The 17,011-nt window shown below is 68.8% G+C and carries 12 protein-coding genes; 7 read left to right on the forward strand and 5 right to left on the reverse strand.

All coding sequences use genetic code 11. From position 1 onward, the window contains the following. Nucleotides 1-4 precede the first annotated feature (4 nt). Both MWN34_RS08070 and MWN34_RS08075 read left to right on the forward strand, forming a co-directional pair. On the forward strand, nt 5-1,297 hold the full coding sequence (locus MWN34_RS08070; RefSeq protein WP_247028325.1) for an MlaD family protein: 1,293 nt from the start codon (nt 5-7) through the stop codon (nt 1,295-1,297). Between the two features lie 83 nt (nt 1,298-1,380). Continuing rightward, nucleotides 1,381-1,977 carry an ABC-type transport auxiliary lipoprotein family protein gene (locus MWN34_RS08075; RefSeq protein WP_247028327.1) on the forward strand — a complete coding sequence of 199 codons (597 nt, stop codon included), beginning with the start codon at nt 1,381-1,383 and terminating at the stop codon, nt 1,975-1,977. A 548-nt stretch (nt 1,978-2,525) separates the two neighbouring features. Here MWN34_RS08075 and MWN34_RS08080 read toward each other — a convergent pair. Beyond that, nucleotides 2,526-7,853, reverse strand: a complete 5,328-nt coding sequence (locus tag MWN34_RS08080) for an apolipoprotein A-IV repeat region-like domain-containing protein (protein ID WP_247028329.1) — start codon at nt 7,851-7,853, stop codon at nt 2,526-2,528. 495 nt (nt 7,854-8,348) lie between these two features. On the opposite strand from MWN34_RS08080, the gene MWN34_RS08085 reads away from it, so the two are divergent. The 3 genes from MWN34_RS08085 to MWN34_RS08095 all read left to right on the forward strand — a co-directional run bounded on the left by MWN34_RS08085 (nt 8,349) and on the right by MWN34_RS08095 (nt 10,900). Then, nucleotides 8,349-8,669, forward strand: coding sequence for a 2Fe-2S iron-sulfur cluster-binding protein (locus tag MWN34_RS08085; RefSeq protein WP_247028331.1), 321 nt, complete (start codon nt 8,349-8,351; stop codon nt 8,667-8,669). Between the two features lie 87 nt (nt 8,670-8,756). Then, entirely contained in the window at nt 8,757-9,935 is a 1,179-nt protein-coding gene (locus tag MWN34_RS08090) for a vWA domain-containing protein (protein WP_247028334.1), read from the forward strand. Between the two features lie 122 nt (nt 9,936-10,057). Next, complete coding sequence (locus MWN34_RS08095) at nt 10,058-10,900, forward strand: isocitrate lyase/PEP mutase family protein (protein WP_247028335.1); 843 nt, start codon at nt 10,058-10,060, stop codon at nt 10,898-10,900. Nucleotides 10,901-11,033: 133 nt separating this feature from the next. Here the strand turns inward: MWN34_RS08095 and MWN34_RS08100 are convergent, their stop codons facing one another. Next, nucleotides 11,034-11,363 (reverse strand): GlpM family protein, encoded by a 330-nt coding sequence (locus MWN34_RS08100; RefSeq protein ID WP_247028336.1) that lies wholly within the window; start codon nt 11,361-11,363, stop codon nt 11,034-11,036. 605 nt (nt 11,364-11,968) lie between these two features. Between MWN34_RS08100 and MWN34_RS08105 the strand changes: the two genes are divergently transcribed. Next, the gene (locus MWN34_RS08105) at nt 11,969-12,355 is read left to right on the forward strand and encodes an acyl-CoA thioesterase (RefSeq protein WP_247028337.1); all 387 of its coding nucleotides are present in this window, start codon (nt 11,969-11,971) and stop codon (nt 12,353-12,355) included. Between the two features lie 105 nt (nt 12,356-12,460). Here MWN34_RS08105 and MWN34_RS08110 read toward each other — a convergent pair whose 3' ends face one another. The 3 genes from MWN34_RS08110 to MWN34_RS08120 are packed head-to-tail and all read right to left on the reverse strand — an operon-like array spanning nt 12,461 to nt 15,536. After that, nucleotides 12,461-13,528 (reverse strand): YcjF family protein, encoded by a 1,068-nt coding sequence (locus tag MWN34_RS08110; RefSeq protein WP_247028338.1) that lies wholly within the window; start codon nt 13,526-13,528, stop codon nt 12,461-12,463. An 8-nt stretch (nt 13,529-13,536) separates the two neighbouring features. Further along, nucleotides 13,537-15,003, reverse strand: coding sequence for a YcjX family GTP-binding protein (locus tag MWN34_RS08115; RefSeq protein WP_247028339.1), 1,467 nt, complete (start codon nt 15,001-15,003; stop codon nt 13,537-13,539). Between the two features lie 5 nt (nt 15,004-15,008). After that, nucleotides 15,009-15,536: a SixA phosphatase family protein gene (locus MWN34_RS08120; RefSeq protein WP_247028340.1), complete on the reverse strand. Its 528-nt coding sequence runs from the start codon at nt 15,534-15,536 to the stop codon at nt 15,009-15,011. Between the two features lie 271 nt (nt 15,537-15,807). Between MWN34_RS08120 and MWN34_RS08125 the strand changes: the two genes are divergently transcribed. Beyond that, nucleotides 15,808-16,704 (forward strand): MipA/OmpV family protein, encoded by an 897-nt coding sequence (locus MWN34_RS08125; RefSeq protein WP_247028341.1) that lies wholly within the window; start codon nt 15,808-15,810, stop codon nt 16,702-16,704. The last annotated feature ends 307 nt before the right edge of the window (nt 16,705-17,011 follow it).

Consider the following 17,011-nt stretch of genomic DNA (forward strand, 5'->3'; position numbering starts at 1 on the left):
GCTGATGGAAACACGCGCCAACTACACCATCATCGGCATCTTCACGCTCGCGGTGATCGCGGCGGCCTTTGCCTTCGTGTGGTGGTTCAACAGCTCGGCCAACCGCGGCCCGCGCACCAGCTACGACGTCATCTTCGATGGTCCGGTAAGCGGCCTGCAGCGCGGATCCGGCGTGACCTTCAATGGCATTCCGGTCGGCGAGGTGACGGGGCTGCGGCTGGACGACGTGGACCCGCGCAAGGTGATCGCCACGATCTCCGTGCCGCCGGACACGCCGGTGAAGTCGGACACGCGGGCCGGCCTCGATGCCCAGGTGCTGACCGGGATCTCCTCCATCGGCCTTGTCGGCGGCACCCCCAATGCCGCGCCGCTGCCCCCCGCGCCGGACGGCAGGCTGCAGCGCATCCACGCCGATGCCTCCGCGGTGCAGGACCTGATGCAGGGTGCCCGCGAGGTGATGGGCCGGGTCGACGACATCGCCCGCCGCGTCAACCAGCTGCTCACCGACAATGAGGGTCACATCAATTCCGTGATCGCCAATGTCGACAAGTTCTCCAAGGCGCTTGGCGACAATTCGGACAACATCAACGCATTCCTCGCGGATGTCGGCAACGCCGCCAAGCGCATCGACCAGCTCGCCCAGTCGCTCGAGGACATCACCAAGGCGGTGGATCCGAACAAGGTGAGCAATACGGTGAGCAATATCGACACGTTCACCACGCAGCTCGCCGCCTCCAGCGACAAGATCAAATCCTTCATCGACGATGCGAGCTCGATTGCTGCGACCTTCCGAGGCTTCTCGGCGCAGCTCGGGACGACCGTCAGCCGGATCGACCAGATCACCGCGGCGGTGGACCCCTCGAAGATCGGCAAGGCGGTGGACAATTTCCAGGTGTTCTCGCAGACGCTGGCGAACCGCTCGGGTGACACCGACGCGCTGCTGCGCAATGCATCCGAGCTTTCCGGCAAGCTGAACGGCATGGCGGCGAAGCTCGATTCCATCCTGACCAACGTCAACGACATGACCTCCAGCAAGGACGGCCAGACCATGTTCGGCCAGATCTCGGCGGCGGCGGAAGAGGTGCGCAGGCTTGCCGCCAATCTCGACGCCCGCACGTCGGAGCTGTCGAAGAATCTCAACCAGTTCACCGGCCCGGGCCTGCGCCAGTACGAGGCGCTTGCGGCAGACGGACGTCGCACCCTGGCCGACATCAATCGCGTGCTGGGCAATCTGGAGCGCAATCCCCGCCAGTTCCTCTTCGGCGGTTCGAGCGTTCCCACCTATCGGGGGCGCTGAGGATGGCGGGCAGGGATCGCGACGTGGCAGGACGGGAGGCGCGAAGCGTGGGGCAGGAACCGGGTAGGGCGCGGAACAGGCCTGTGCTGGCCCGCACGGCGGCGTTCATGGTGCTGGGCCTTGCGGCGACGGGGCTTGGCGGTTGCGCCGCGCTGCTGGGCGGCAACCAGGCCGTGCCGACCTTCGACCTCAGCGCGCCGCGCGCCGTTCCCGTGGAGCGGACAGGGGTCCGCGTTCTGGTGATCTCCGACCCCACCTCGCTGGCGGTGCTGAACACCGAGAAGATCGTGGTGGAGCCGCAGCCGGGACAGGTGGCCTATCTCGGCAATGCCCAGTGGAGCGACCGGCTGCCGCCGCTGTTCCAGGCGCGCCTGATCGAGACCTTCGAAAACAGCAGCCGCGCCCGCTCGGTCGCGCGGCCGGGCGATCGCGTCACCGCCGACTATGTGCTGCTGACGGATATAAGAAGCTTCGGCTTGCAGACCTTTGCCAGCCCGGAAGCGGTGGTCGAGGTTTCGGCCAAGATCGTCGACGACCGCGCGGGGCGCATCGTTGCCGCGAAGGTGTTTACCGGCCGTGCGCCTGCCGGGAGCAGCAGCGGGGCCGAGGCCACGCGAGCGCTGGACGCGGCGTCGGATCAGGTCTTCATCGAATTGGTGAAGTGGGCTTCGGGCTACTGAGGCTCGCGGCCTTCGTGATGATCCAACGACAGCCGATGCAATGCCGCGCGCGACGCGTGCGGCGTTTTTCATGTGGCAGTTGCGGATCGTGTGAGGCGGGTAGGCAGGCCTTGCGCGCCCTCCGGCAGTGCAACCCGCATGACGGCTCGCGCGTCCGCAGATACCGTTGATCCCGAGAACGGCCGGCGGGCCATCGCCGGCCCTGTCCTGCGGCCGTGTCCGGCTTTCCAGACGCCGGCATGGACGAGGTTTGACCGCGCGCCGGACGGTGTTCAGGGATGCCAAGGACCTTTTCCGAAGGCGTCCGGCATCGAGGCCGCAGGCGTGCTCCGCTCACATGGCCACGCCCGGCGTCGGCATCCGCGCTCCCCGCTCTCGGCATCCCTATCGCGGGCTTGTACCGGGCGATAACGATCCACCACGCGCCTGCGGGCGAACAGAGGCGCACGGAAGGGCCGTGGATCGGTGAGCTGATCCGGGAACGCCAACGACCAAAAGAAAAAGGGCCCCATCGAGGGGCCCTTTTCGTTCCTGCGCCATCCGCACGCTCAGTCGAAACGACCGGCGGCGTGGGCGAGCATCGTGTAGACCTTGCCGGTGTCGGAGGTCACATAGCTGCGGGCCAGCTGCTGGCCGCGCTCCTCGCGGGAGACACGGTCGAGCAGGCGCTCGAACTCCGACAGATAATGGTCGACCGTCTCGCGGAATTCAGGGTCGCGGCGATATTTGCGGCGGATGTCGTCGAAGGTCTGCTGGCCCTGCATGGTGTAGAGCCGGCGGGTGAAGACATTGCGCTCGCCGCGCTTGTAGCGGTCCCAAAGCTCGACCACGGCCTCGTGGTCGATCATCCGGGCGATGTCCACGGAGAGCGAGTCCAGCGACTCGATGGAGTGCTGGACCGGCCGCTCCGGCTCGCCCGTGCGGCGCGACAGGTTCGGCCGGGCGGCCTCCTGGCGCGGCGCCTCTGGCCGGGGAGCCTCCTGGCGCGGCGCGTCGCCTTCGTCGGAGGCGCGGGCCAGCAGGTCGGACAGCCAGCCCGTGCGACTTTCGCCCTCACTCGCTGCCGGACGGGGAGCGGGCTCACGCGGCTGCGGCGCGGCGGGACGGTAGCTCGTCTCGCGCGGCTCGGGCCGTTGGTAGGCGCGCGTCGGCGTCGAGGTGGTGGTCTCGGTCCGGGTGCGCCCCGTGGCCGGTGTGGCATCCACGAGGTCGAGGGTGCGGCCCTGCTTGGCGACGATGTCGTTCAGCTCAGCCAGCGCCTTGATCTGCTCGGCGACGGCACGCCGCATGGTGGCGGCGGTGGCCTCGGTCTCGCTGGGTAGTTCGAAGACGCCCTTCTTGAGCTCTTCGCGGGTCGACTGCAGCAGGTTCTGGATCTCCTCGGTGGAGGTGCGCATCTCGCGCGTCACGTCGAGGAAGCTGCCGCTCGCCTTCTGCATGAGCGCGGTGACCTCGGCGACCGCGGTCTCGTAGGCACCGCGCAGGGCGTCGGTGGTGCGCTCGCGCTCGGTCTCGGCGAGCACCCGGAGCTTCTCCTGCTGCTCGCTGAGCGACTCCGCCGTCTGCTGCGAGGAATCGGCCACGAGACGGGCGATGTCCTCGGCGCGGGTCTCGGCGGTGTGCAGGGTTTCCTCCAGCGTCTGCGCGAAGGTGCCGAGGCGGTGGCCGAGCTGGTCAGCCTTGCCCGACAGGGTGTCGGCAAGGCTGACGATGCCCGCGCCGCGCTCGCTGAGCGTAGCGTCGATCTTCTCATGCGCCTCGCCGAGCGTGGCAGCGACGTGCGAGATGACCGTCGTCTGCTCGGTGAAGCGCTGGGCCAGGTCGGCGACCTCATGCAGCACGCCGTTGGAGACGTTCTGCAGGCTCTTGATCTGGCTGTCCATGCGGTCGGAGGAGAGGCTGGTCGATTCCTCCACATGGGTGATGGTGGTGCGGAAGGTCTCCAGCCGCTGCGCCATGGCGCTCTCGATGGTGCCGAGATTGCCGGCCGCGTCGGACAGGACGACCTGCAGCGACTCGTTCATCTGGGCAAGCTGGCCGAGCACGTTGTTGATCTCGGTGCGCAGCGTCTCGTTGGTGTTTGCGAGCTCGGTGACCGTGGCGCGGCTGGTGGCCGCGATGGATTCCACGATGCCAGCGGTCCGCCCCTCGATGGCACCGAGCAGTTCTTCGCTGACGCGGCCGATCTCGCCGGAGGCGCTGGTCGCGGTGCGGTTGATGGCCGAGACGAGGCCGCCGGTGCGCTGCTCGAGGTCCTGCAGCAGTTCCTGGCTGGCGCGGCCCATCTCGCCGCTCGCCTCGCTGGCGGTGCGCTCGAACAGCTCAACCGCGGTGGCGGTGCGCTGGTCGATCGCGCTGAGCATGTCCTCGCTGGCGCGCAGGATCTGTTCGGTGCGCCCCCCGGTCGCCGTTTCGAAGGCGGCGACGATGCTGCCGGTGTGCTCGTCGAGGGTACGCACCAGCTCGTCGCTGACGCGGCCGATATCCGCCACGGCGGAGCCGCGGGTGGTCTCGATCGCGCTGATGAGGCTGCCGGAGCGGTCCTCGAAGGTGCGAAGCAGCTCGTCGCTGACGCGACCGATGTCCTCGACCGCGACGCTGCGGGTCTGCTCGATGGCCTGGATCAGGTTGCCAGAGCGGCTTTCCAGCGACTTGACGAGCTCGTCGCCGGCGCGGGCGATATCCTCGACCACGTGACCATGGGTCTGCTCCAGCGCCTGGGCCAGGCTGCTGCGGTGCGTGTCGAGCGCGGCGAGAACGTCGCCGCTCGCACGGTTGATCTCACCGGCAATGCCGACGCTGCGGTCGTTCAGCGCGGCGAGGAAGCCGTTGCTGCCCTCGTCGACCACCTTGGCGAGTTCCGAGGTGCGGGCCTCGAACAGATCGGCGATGGCGCCGGCACGTTCGTCCAGCGACCGGCTGACATTGTCGACCAGCGTGTTCAGCGTGCGTTCCACGGTGCCGGCCTCGGTGCGCAGCACCGAGGTTACGCTCTCCATGCGGGTGGCGAGAGTGTCGGCGACGCCCTGGCCGCGCACCTCGATGGAGGTGGCGACGCTTTCGAGCCGGCCGACCACGGCCTCCTCGAAGCGGCTGACGCGGGCGTCCAGGGTGCCGGCGATCTCCAAAGCGCGGTTGCCGAGCGTGCGATCGGCATGCTCGATCCGCTCGCTGAGCGATTCGGTGACGATCTTGGTGCGCTCGGCAAAGAAGCCGTCCAACGTCGCGAGCGAGCGGTCCATCGAGTCGCTGGCGAGCTTGGTGCCTTCGCTCACGGAACGCGCGAATTCGGAGGTGCCGCTGGACAGCGCCTCGTTCAGTTCGCGGGCACCGCGGCCGAGCGTGTTGTCGAGCGAACCCAGATGCTGTTCCAGCGACTGGGAAATTTCGGTGTTGCGCTCGGAGACCCGGTCGTCAAAGGTCGACAGGGTCTGTTCGAGCGCATTGGCGAGCAGATCCACGCGGTCGGAGAGCTGGCCGATGAGATGCGAGCCCTGGTCCCGCAGCGTGTCGTCGAAGGCACGCAGATTGCCGGTGATTTGGCCGATCAGGCTGGTGCCCTGGGTCTGCAGCGTGGTGTCGAAGCTGCGCAGGCTGTCGGTGATGTGGCGCTCCAGGGCGGTGGAGCCGGTGCCGATGCGGTCGGCGAGCTCGGAACCGCGCACGGAGATGGTTTCCTCGAACGCCTTGAGACGGGAGTTGAGGATCTCCTTGATCGCTTCGCCCTTCGAGCCGATCGTGGTGGCGAGCCCTTCGGCGGTTTCGCGGAACTGGTCGGTCACGCGCTGGCCGCGCTGGCCGATCATGTGCGCGATCTCGACGCCGACCCGGTTCATGTGGTCGCCGAGCTGGTTGCTGCGCGCGGCGAAGTCCACCTGCCAGCGGTCGGCGGCCTGGGACAGCGTGTCGTTGATTCCCTCGCCGGCGGCGTGGAGCTGGTCGGCGACGCGCTGGCCGGTCTCGGCGAGCAGACGCTCCAGCTCGACGCCGCGCACCGCGACGGTCTCGTAGATGCGATTGCCGGTGTCGCCGATGCGGTCGGCGAGGTCGTCGCCGCGCACGGTGATGGTGTCGGCGATGCGGGTGCCGGTTTCCTCGAGCTTGCGCACAACATCGCCGCCGCGGCGCGAGAGGTCCAGCACCAGCGCCTCGCCGGTGCCCTTCAGGGTCTGGTTCACTTCCGTCGCGCGCACCGCGATCTCGTCGGCGACGCGGGTGCCGGTGTCGAGCAGCGTCTGGTTAATGAGGTCGGAGCGCGAGGTGAGGGTGTCCGTCAGGGCGTCGGCCGTGGCGGAGAGCTTGGCGTCCATCTCGTCGGTGCGGCTGGACACCACGTTGGACAGCTCGGTCGCGGTGGACAGGAGCCGGCTGCCGATTTCGTCGGTGCGCGAGGAGAGGATCTCGGTAACGTCGCGGGCGACGTCGGAGAGCCGCTCGCTGATGTCCGAGGTCTGCGACGTGAGGGACGAGATCAGTTCCTCGCTGGAGCCGGTAAGGCTGGTGCTGACATCGTTGCCAGTGGCGTGCAGGCGTTCGATCAGGTCGTTGCCCTTGTCGGTGAGGGCATCGATGATCGTGTCGCCGACGCGGCCGAGGGCCAGCGTGATGTGCTCGCCCTTCTGCGACAGCGTGCCGGTGACGCGCTCGGCGGCATCGTTCACCGTGGCGTTGATGCGCTCGCCGACGCTGTCGATCTCCTGCGAGAAGGCGAGGTGGGTTCCGCCGATGGATTCACGCAGGCGCTCGGCATGGGTGAGGATGACCTCGCGCTCGCCCTGCAATGCCTCGATGAGGGCGCGCATGCGCACCTCGTTCTCGTCATAGGCGCGCTCCAGCACCGAAACTTCGGCGCGGACCATCGCTTCGAGCTCGCCGGCGCGGCTGATGGTGCGCTCGACGCTCTCGCCCATGGCGGTCACCTCGCGGCGGATGGCCTGGCCGAAGCCGACCACGGCCTCGGTCGTCACCTGGTCCGGCTCGGCGAGGCGGATCGCGACCTGCGCCATGGAGCGCGCGACGAGGCGCATCTCCTGGGTGCGGGCGACCATCATGGCGAGGATGAAGAAGAAGATCGGCGGGACCACGATGCCGCCGAGGACCGCCAGCATGGCGGGCGAGGACAGCATGGCGGCCGGAACGGAGGTGGTGCCGTCGCCGAGATGGTTCGCGGCCAGCCAGATGCCGGCACCGACCCAGATCACCGAGGCGATGGCGGCGATCACATAGGGCGCGCGGGCGGGGCGGCTCTGCAGGGCGGCGAGAATCTGGCCGATGTTCTGGCGATCGTCATTGGCGGCGCGAGCGGGGGAGCCGTCGCGGCGGGCGCGGCCTTCGGCGCCGATACGGCCGCCGAGCTGCTCGAAAGCGGCACTGTCGGCCGGCTGCACCGGCGCGTGCTGTTCGGGCCATTCCGGGGCGTCGGTGTAGCGGCCCTGCGGTGCGAGGAAGGGATCCTCGTTGCGCGGCGCCAGCTCGTGACGCGGCTCTTCGTGCTCTGTGTTCAGGCCGTCGTCGCGGAAGTCGACCTGGCTGAAATCGCCCTGGCGGTAGCCCGCGTCGCGGTAGCCGTCATCGTCGCCATAGCCCTGCTGCGAGGTCGAGCCATAGCCGTAGCTGATCTCTTCCTCGGTACGGCGACGGATGAAGCCTTCGCCATAAGGTCTTGCATCTTCATCGAAATCCGATGCATGCACGGTCGGGTCGTGAGCCTCGCTGCGCGCGCCTCCGGGGCTGCCCTGCCTTGGCTCGCTGCCACGCCGGGACGCTGCGTCCGGTTCGTCCTGCGCATCCGCAAGATCGAGATTCAGGGCCTCCTCGATGGCCGACAAGGCGGCCGCGGTGGGGTCCTGGTGAACTTTCTTCGTGCTCGTCGACATCGCCGTAGCCTCCGGTCCGTACGCTACTCCGACCGGCTCTCGCCGTCGGGCCGGGGTTGCCGCACACCTCGATTCGCTACGCCGCACGGCTGCTTCCCGGACCGGGGAGGCCTGCCGCCGCGATCGTGACGTCTGTCGGTCCGCCGCAGATGTATCCTACGCCGGCCTGCTTTCAAAAGGGAACTAGGGTTTCGTAAACGTCTGTCGATATCGTTAACGACCTGTTCACCATAAGGCTTAAGAGGTCTTTAGATACCGTTAATCACGTCGCTCCACCGCCATCGCGGGAGCGGGCCGGCACCGTAACGTCGGGAAGGCCGGTCAGTCCAGTGAGGTGGACGATCAGTCCAGCCCCGTCACCGGACTGCAACGCCCCACCGGGATGAAGGCCCCGGATGCTGCGCCGCAACGGCAGGGTGCTGGAAATCGCGATCGGCGGGGTCTATCAAGACGGCGCCCTTCGAACCATTCCAGCTCGCGAGAAGCCTTCCTCCGATGCCCATGATCACCTTCATCGATGCCGCCGGCACCTCCCGCACCGTCGAGGCCCAGATCGGCCAGACCGTCATGGAGGCGGCGATCCGCAATGGCGTTCCGGGCATCGATGCGGAATGCGGCGGTGCCTGCGCCTGTGCAACCTGCCATGTCTATGTCGACGAGGGCTGGCAGGGCGCGGCGGGCGAGCCGTCCTCGATGGAGGAGGACATGCTGGACTTCGCCTCCGACGTGAAGCCGAATTCCCGGCTCTCCTGCCAGATCAAGATCACCGCGGCACTGGACGGGCTCGTGGTCCACACCCCGGCCCAGCAGGGCTGACGGCGGCGAGGGCGCCTGCGCGACCTTTCGCGTGGGCGCACGGTCCGCGCGGCTCCGCTATCCTGTCCCGCGACGGGAGCCGCGCCGATGTTCATCTCCTTCTTCCTGCGCCTTCGCGAGGCCGGCGTGCCGGCGACGGTGCGCGAATATCTGACCCTCATGGAGGTGCTGGACCGCGATCTTGCCGGTCGGCAGGTCGAGGACTTCTATGTCCTGGCGCGCACCGTGCTGGTGAAGGACGAGCGCAAGCTCGATGCCTTCGACCGCGTCTTCGCCGAGACGTTCCGCGGGCTCGCCCTCATCTCGGACATTCCCGAGGCCTCGTCGCTGCCGGAGGAATGGCTGCGCCGCCTCGCGGAGCGCCATCTCACCGACGAGGAGCGCGCGCAGATCAAGGCGCTCGGCGGCTGGGAGGCGCTGATGGAGACGCTGCGCCGCCGCCTCGCCGAGCAGAAGGAACGCCATGAGGGCGGCTCCAAATGGATCGGCACCGCCGGCACCTCGCCCTTCGGCGCCTATGGCTACAATCCCGAAGGCATCCGCATCGGGCAGGACGAGAACCGCCATCATCGCGCGGTGAAGGTGTGGGACGAACGCGCCTTCCGCGATCTCGACGACCATGCCGAACTCGGCAGCCGGGCGATCAAGCTGGCGCTGCGCCGGCTGCGCCGCTTCGCCCGCACCGGGGCCGCGGAGGAGCTGGACCTCGACGGCACCATCCGCGAGACCGCGCGCTCCGGCCTGCTCGACGTGAAGCTGCGCCCGGAGCGGCGCAATGCGGTGAAGGTGCTGCTGTTCCTCGATATAGGCGGCTCGATGGACTGGCACATCCGCCGCTGCGAGGAGCTGTTCGCCGCCGCCCGCAGCGAGTTCCGGCATCTCGAGCACTTCTACTTCCACAACTGCCTCTATGAGCGGGTGTGGCGTTCCAATGTGCGCCGCTGGCACGACTGGACTGCGACCGCCGAGGTGCTGCGGACCTATCCGCCCGACTGGAAGGTGGTGTTCGTCGGCGACGCGGCCATGAGTCCCTATGAGATCCTGCGCCCCGGCGGCTCGGTAGAGCACATGAACCCCGAGCCGGGTCAGGTCTGGCTGTCGCGCATCACCTCCATCTTTCCCCACGCCGCCTGGCTGAACCCGCTGCCGGAAACGGACTGGGAGGACACGCCGTCCGTCGGCATGATCCGCGCGCTGTTCGCCGGGCGCATGTTCCCGCTGACGCTGGAGGGGCTGGACGGGGCGATGCGGGCGCTTCTGCGGTAGGGCGGTCTGCGCGACCGCAACGCCTGTCGCAAGGTTGGCCGTTTCGGGTGGCCGCGATGAATGGTGAGTTCCCTTTTTGTTCTCGCCTGGTAGAGTGACGATGTGGATGCCGGGAGAAGCCGATGTCGGAGCGGGATGCGAAGTTCGAGCGTTTCAAGGCCCTCCACGGGTCCGACAGGGCATTCGTCATCCCCAACCCGTGGGATGCCGGGTCCGCGCGGCTGCTTGCGAGCCTCGGTTTCGAGGCGCTTGCCACGACGAGCGCGGGCTATGCCTTCTCGAAAGGAAAGCGGGATTCATTTGCCGGCCTTGGCCGCGATGAAATTCTTGCGAATGCGGCAGAGATCGTCGCGGCAACGGAACTCCCGGTTTCCGCCGACCTGGAAGATGGATTCGGAGCGGCGCCGGAGGCCTGTGCGCAGACCGTTCGACTGGCCTGCGGGGTCGGTCTGGCCGGGGGATCCATCGAGGATGCCACCGGAGACGAGGCCGCCCCGATCTATGAGCTCTCACAGGCCGTCGAGCGTATAAAGGCCGCTGCGGAGGCGGCGCGGGAGGGCCGGTTTCTGCTGACGGCAAGGGCCGAGAACTACCTTTGGGGCAGGCCCGATCTAGATGACACGATCACGCGCCTTCAGGCTTTTGCCGAGGCTGGCGCGGATGTCCTGTATGCGCCGGGTCTGCCGGATATCGAGGCGATCAGAACCGTGTGCCGTGCGGTGAACAAGCCGGTAAACGTCGTGATGGGGCTCAGGGGCAAAAGCTACAGCGTGGCCGAACTGTCCGAGGCCGGCGTGCGTCGCATCAGCGTTGGCGGCTCCTTTGCCCGCGCCGCACTGGGCGCGCTGATGCGGGCGGCGCAGGAGGTGAAGGCGTTCGGAACCTTCTCTTATGCAGAAGACGCGATCCCCGCTACGGTCGTGAGCCGGCTGATGTCGCAGGACAAATGCGCGGAAAGGCTGTGATCGTTTCGTTCGTCGGGCCGGTGCCGTCTCGCGGAGGGCGCTGAGTCGAATCGACGGCGCTTTCCCGTCGATCAGGCTCCGGGGCAGCGGGCTTGAGCACTCCCCGATCGCTGGGGGCGGAAGGAAGCCTGCCTCACACCATCCGCGGGCCGAGGAAGATCGCGAGCGCGGCGACCAGCCAGGCCGCTACCGCGCCGAGGATGGCGAGGCGATAGTCGAGGAAGCGGCTGAGCGCCCAGGCGGTTCCGAGGAAGACGAGATAGGCCGGAATGGTGCGAAGCCCGGCGAGGCAGGCCTGCCGAAAGCCGTCCATGTCCGCCTTCGCGCCGACCGCCAGCAGGGCGATGATGCCGAAGGTAGGGGCGAGCGGCAGGATGCCCGGCAGGATGTTGCCGCGTTTCGAAGCCAGCACGATGAGCGCAGTCACGAGACCGCCGAGCACGCCCTTCCAGATGACGTCCATCTTTTCTCTCCGGGTCGGCAACGGGTGCCGGCACCATTCGCAGGGTGGACCGCGCGGTCGCGCTGCGTCCGCCGGGGGCGAGGCGCCGAGCGAGCGACATGCTGGCGGGGCGTCGTGCCGGGGCTGTGGCATGCCGGCGGCGGGCGGCTAACGGGGTCTATGCCTCGTGGCGGACAGCCTGTCGAGGGGCCGCCTCGCACCGTCATCCCGGACGGCCGCGGCTGTCCTGTCCCGTCATCGCGCACGGCCGCGGGGCCGATCGAGGATCGTCTGCGGCCGAGCATGCCTTCTTCATGGAGGGGTGCGGGGCGGCGGATGTCGGCTCCCGGAAACCCGGACGATCCCGGCTCGACGGCTTCGCCGAGGACGAAACGACATGCCGGACGCGGACGGGGATGGAGACGGCGCCGGCCGGTCGTTCCCCGATTGCATCCCGTCGCGGCCGCCGCTAGGCCGCATTCGGCCGGGATTCGACCATTTCCGGGATGGCGCGGCGCGCGGATTCGGCGTTGGGTCGGCAGCATGTTGCAATGCACACGTTCCGGGGCCGTCCGCGCGGTCGTCCTCGCCGCCCCGCCAGCCTGTTTCCGCCAGCGAGCCACACCATGACCATCGAGCGTTCCTTCCCACCCGCCGGCAGCCCGGTCATCCGCACCATCGCCATGCCGGCGGACACCAACCCGGCGGGCGACATCTTCGGCGGCTGGCTGATGGCGCACATGGATCTGGCGGCCGGCAATGTCGCGATGCGCCGCGCCAAGGGGCGCACCGCCACCGTCGCGGTGGACGCGATGAGCTTCCTGAGCCCGGTGCTGGTCGGCGACGAGGTGAGCTTCTATGGCGAGATCATCGCGGTCGGCCGCACCTCCCTGAAGATCCGCATCGAGGCCTGGCGCCGCAAGCGCGAGGACGAGGAGACGATCAAGGTGACGGAGGCGATCTTCACCTTCGTCGCGATCGACCAGGAAAGGCGGCCGCGGCCGGTGGATTGAGGGCGGTTCCCCACCGCGCGGGCCCGCACGCTCCGTCCGCGGCGCTCGCCGGGTGCGCCGGCCTTGATCGGTTCGGCTGCATCCGCCCCTTTCGCCGCCGCGCGTTCACCCCGTCTCGCCCTTTTCCTTCCCCTTCTCCCCCCAATTCACGAACCCCGACACCACGCTGCCCAGCGCCGGGGCGGGGAGGGCGGCGAAGGGGAGGGGGCGGGTGACCTCGATGGCGGCGAGGCCGAGGCGGGCGGTGAGCAGGCCGTTCACCACGCCCTCGCCGAGCTTGGCGGAGAGCCGCGCCGCGATGCCGTGGCCGACCACCTGCTGCACCAGCGTGTCGCCCGCCGCCATGCCGCCGGTGACCGCCAGATGCGCCAGCACCTGCCGGAACAGCCTCAGCATGCCGAGCGCGCCGGGGCGCCCGCCGTAAAGCAGCGCCAGTCGCCGCACGAGGCTGATCGCGGTGACCAGCACGAAGACGAGGTCCACCGCCGCGCGGGGGCTCACCGCCGTCACCACCGAGACGCGCTTGGCGGCGTCGGCGACGAGGCGGGTGGCCTCGGTGTCGAGCGGGGCCATGAGGTGGCGCTCGGCGAGGCGCACGAGATCGGCGCCGTCGATGATCTCGGACAAATGCGGGGCGAGCTCGGCGCGGGCGCGGAAGAGGCGCGGCGAGGTCTTGGCCAGCAGCATCAGCTCCGCCACCACCGCATCGGCGGCGCGCCGGTCGTCATGGGCGATCGCCTCCGCCGCCTTGAGGCGCAGCCGGTGCAGGGTCTTCAGCCGCATGAGGCCGAATAGCTCGCGCCCGACGATGGCGAGGCAGCCGATGACGAGCAGCACGGCAAAGCCGGTCGCGGTCCAGCCCAGCCAGTCGGAGCGGGCGAACAGGTCCTCGATCAGCTTCCACACCGCAAGGCCGAGGCCCATCGAGACCAGGCCGCCGAGCCCGGTCCAGAACAGGCGCGCCCAGCGCGAGCCGGTGGGCGGCGGGGCGGGGAGCGGCACCTCTTCCATGGGTTCCGGCGCCACCGGGTCGGGCGTCACCACCACCGCGCCGCGGCGCGGCGGCATGGCCTGTCGCATGCCGTCATCGGCCAGCACCACCGCGGGGTCGTCGAGCCGGAAGGCCTGCGGGCGGCGGCGGGCCGGGCGGTCGTGGTCGGACGAATCGGTCATGGCGCGTCTCACTTCAGCCGGTCGCCGAGCAGGAACTGCAAGGCGCGGTCGAGGCGGATATGGGGCATGGGCAGGGGGATGCCCTCGGCATTGCGCTCCACCAGCGGCGGGCGGAAGCGCAGGAAGCGGAAATCGCCGCCATCGGCATTGGTAAGCCCGCGGAAGCCGCCGCGACCGGGATCGAACAGAGCGGCCGGATGATCGGGCAGGTCGCCGGGGAAGACGGCGGCCTCGGCGAGCCCGTCGAACGCGTCCGCCTCGTATTGCCCCGCTTCCGGCACGCCGATGATGGCCGGCAGCTCCATGCGCCCGCGCGTCACGCTCGCCTCGCGGGTGGCGCGGACGGCGGCGATGGCGACGACGTCGATCACCGCCCCGGCATCGGTGGCGCGGGCGAGCGCGCGCTCCACCAGCCGGCGCAGGATCGCCTCCAGCCGGTCGTGGCTGGTGTGGTGCAGATGGTCGGCCTTGGTGGCGGCGAACAGCACCTTGTCGATGCGATGGCTGAACAGGCTGGCGAGCCAGGAGCTGCGCCCGGTGCGGAAGGCGGCGAGGATGCCGTCCAGCGCGGCCTCCAGATCGGCGAGGGCGGCCGGCCCGGCATTGAGCGCGGCGAGCACGTCGATCAGCACGATCTGCCGGTCGAGCCGGGCGAAGTGGTCGCGGAAGAAGGGGCGCACGACCCGCTCCTTATAGGCGTCGAAGCGTCGCTCCATCATCGCCGCCAGCGAGCCGGCGGGGATCTCGGCGCCTTCGGGCAGGTCGAGCGGCGCGAAGGTCAGCGCCGGCGAGCCCTCAAGGTCGCCCGGCATCAGGAAGCGGCCGGGCGGCAGCAGGCTCATCGACACCTCTTCCGCCCGGCAGGCGGCGAGATAATCGGTGAACAGGCCGGCGAGGCGCCGCGCCTCGGTCTCGTCGGCGGGGGCGAAGGGATCGCTTCCGCCCAGCGCGGCGAGGAACGGAGCGGCGAGCGCGTGGCGTGCCGGCTCGCGGGCAAGGCGCAGGCTGTTGGCCGAAAAATCGGCAAAGCTCTGGTTGAGCAAGGGCAGGTCGAGCAGCCACTCGCCGGGATAGTCCACGATGTCCAGCGTCAGCGTGCGCCGGCCACCGCGGGCCGGGGCATAGTCGATGGCGAGCCGCAATTCGCTGATGCGCTTCGTGGAATCGGGCCAGCGGCGCTCGCTCACCAGCGTGTCGAGATGGGTCTCGTAGGCGAAGCGCGGCACCGCGTCGTCGGGCTGCGGTTCGAGCACCGCGCGGGCGATGCGGCCCTCATGCATCGCCTCGAACACCGGCAGGCGTCCGCCGCGCATCAAAGCGTGGATGAGGGCGGTGGTGAACACCGTCTTGCCGGAGCGCGACAGGCCGGTGATGCCGAGCCTGAGCGTCGGGCTGGCAAGGTCCTCGGCGCGGTCGAGCAAAGTGAGGGCGGCAAGGCGCGCCTCTTCCACCAGGCTCTCATACCAGGAGGCCATCGGCGTCAGTCCTCCCCGAGCCCGAGCATCCGGGGCGCGAAGAATCGCTCGATCGTGCCGGTGCCGGGGGCGATATCGGCCCAGTCGTCGGCGGGCAGGTCGATCACCGCGAGGCCCGCGGTGGGATATTTGCGCGGCAGCCGGTCGCGCTGGCCCGGCACGGCGAGTAGGGCGAGCAGGTCCTCCATGCCGGGATTGTGGCCGACCAGCATGAGGCTGTTCGCCTGGGCGCCGCCCTCGCGGGCGACGGCCAGAAGGAGGGCGGCGGGAGCGGCATAGATGCGTTCCTCGAAACCCTGCCAGGGCAGGGCGACGCCGGAATCGGCCCACACCCGGCTTGTGGCGAGCCACGTCTCCACGGTGCGGCGGGCGGGGGAGACGAGGGCGCGCTCGGGCACGAGATGCTGCTGCGCCATGTAGGCGCCCATGGCGGGCGCCGCCTCGAGCCCGCGTGGTGCGAGCGGGCGGTCGCGGTCGGCAATGCCTGCGGGCCAGGCGGATTTGGCGTGGCGGAAGAGAATCAGGCGACGCATCGGCAGCTACTCGGGTGGCAACGCGGAAAGGGGCGGAGAGGCAGGCCGGGATACCGGCGGAGCCCCGTGCGGAGCCTATATGGGCATGAGCGTGGGCGGCGGACAGAGGCGTGCGAACCCCTTGTGCGCGCTGCGGTAACCATGTCGCCGCGAAAGCCGCGCGAAAGGCCCGGCATTTCCCGTGTGGCGGGCCCTGCGTGTCTTTTCGGCAACCACGCCGCCGCGGAAATGCGATAGGACAATGACACGTATTCCGGGCAGGGTGGGTAGCATGCGTTCGGCGGCTTTTGGTCTGGCGGTTCTGGCAGGTGCGGCGGCGTGGTCGGTGGCGGCGGCGCCGGTGGCGCATGCCGCCGATATGTCGGCCGGTGTTCCCGCCGTCGAGCCCGCGCCGGTCGTCGATCGCTCCCGTGAATGGACGCTCACGGTCGGGGCCTATTTCATGGGCCAGCCGGAATTCGCCGGTGCGGACAGCTACGAGTTCGCGGTGCGGCCGCTGTTCTCCATCTCGCGCGCCGGCAGCCTCGATGATTTCCGCAGCTTCTACGACAACGCCTCCATCGCCCTGATCGACACCGGCAATTTCCAGGCGGGCGTCGTCGGCAAGCTGAACTGGCGTCGCAAGAGCAGCGACTATGACGGGCTGCGCGGCCTCGACAATGTCGATTATGCTGTCGAAGTCGGCGGTTACGCCCAGATCTTCCCGGCCGACTGGATGCGTCTGCGCGGCGAAGTGCGCTACGGCTTCGGCGGCTTCGACGGCGTGGTCGCCGACCTCGCAGCGGACTTCATCTATCGCCCGAATGTCTGGGGCCTGACCTTCTCGGCCGGCCCGCGCATCACGCTGGCGAGCTCGGGCTACACCGATGCCTATTTCGGCATTTCCGACCAGGAATCGGCCAATGCCATCGCGCTCGGCAACAATCTGACGCCTTACGAGGCGGGCGGCGGCATCTATTCCTATGGCGTCGGCGGTCAGGTCCTCAAGGATTTCGGCAACGGCTTCAAGGGCAGCGTCTATGCCGAGTACCGCTATCTGGCGGACGAGGCGGCGAACAGCCCGATCGTGGTGCAGAACGGCGACCGCAACCAGGTGCAGGCCGGCGTCTCGCTGTCCTACACCTTCTTCCTCGGCTTCGATACCAACCCGCTGACCGGCGGGCGCTGAGCGGGCAGCTCGCGCCCGGCCCTTTCAGGGGCACAGGCTGATGTGAGAAAGGCCGGGGCTTGCCCCGGCCTTTTCGTTTATCGGATGTCCGGGGAAAGCAGGAGGCGGCGCTCTACGCATCGAGGGGGTGGAAGGTATGGCATCTGTGCCATGTTCACCTATCCATTTTTCCGTATGGCTTGCACTAGTATCGCAGTGCACGTTTTGCCGAACCGAGTTTGAGTTCGTTTCGTGCATAAATGCAATATGCATTGCACAAAAACACAACTGGCAATGCCGCGGTGCCGGGCCTATCTCTCCCTCATCG

The organism is Ancylobacter crimeensis (assembly GCF_023016805.1).
Taxonomy (GTDB): domain Bacteria; phylum Pseudomonadota; class Alphaproteobacteria; order Rhizobiales; family Xanthobacteraceae; genus Ancylobacter; species Ancylobacter crimeensis.

Bases quoted from the DNA above. Each gene is read 5' to 3' on its own strand.
- MWN34_RS08070 (WP_247028325.1), top strand. From the start codon at position 5: ATGGAAACACGCGCCAACTACACCATCATCGGCATCTTCACGCTCGCG.
- MWN34_RS08100 (WP_247028336.1), bottom strand. From the start codon at position 11,363: ATGGACGTCATCTGGAAGGGCGTGCTCGGCGGTCTCGTGACTGCGCTC.
- MWN34_RS08125 (WP_247028341.1), top strand. From the start codon at position 15,808: ATGCGTTCGGCGGCTTTTGGTCTGGCGGTTCTGGCAGGTGCGGCGGCG.
- MWN34_RS08115 (WP_247028339.1), bottom strand. From the start codon at position 15,003: ATGGCCTCCTGGTATGAGAGCCTGGTGGAAGAGGCGCGCCTTGCCGCC.
- MWN34_RS08105 (WP_247028337.1), top strand. From the start codon at position 11,969: ATGACCATCGAGCGTTCCTTCCCACCCGCCGGCAGCCCGGTCATCCGC.
- MWN34_RS08110 (WP_247028338.1), bottom strand. From the start codon at position 13,528: ATGACCGATTCGTCCGACCACGACCGCCCGGCCCGCCGCCGCCCGCAG.
- MWN34_RS08095 (WP_247028335.1), top strand. From the start codon at position 10,058: ATGTCGGAGCGGGATGCGAAGTTCGAGCGTTTCAAGGCCCTCCACGGG.
- MWN34_RS08085 (WP_247028331.1), top strand. From the start codon at position 8,349: ATGCCCATGATCACCTTCATCGATGCCGCCGGCACCTCCCGCACCGTC.
- MWN34_RS08120 (WP_247028340.1), bottom strand. From the start codon at position 15,536: ATGCGTCGCCTGATTCTCTTCCGCCACGCCAAATCCGCCTGGCCCGCA.
- MWN34_RS08090 (WP_247028334.1), top strand. From the start codon at position 8,757: ATGTTCATCTCCTTCTTCCTGCGCCTTCGCGAGGCCGGCGTGCCGGCG.
- MWN34_RS08080 (WP_247028329.1), bottom strand. From the start codon at position 7,853: ATGTCGACGAGCACGAAGAAAGTTCACCAGGACCCCACCGCGGCCGCC.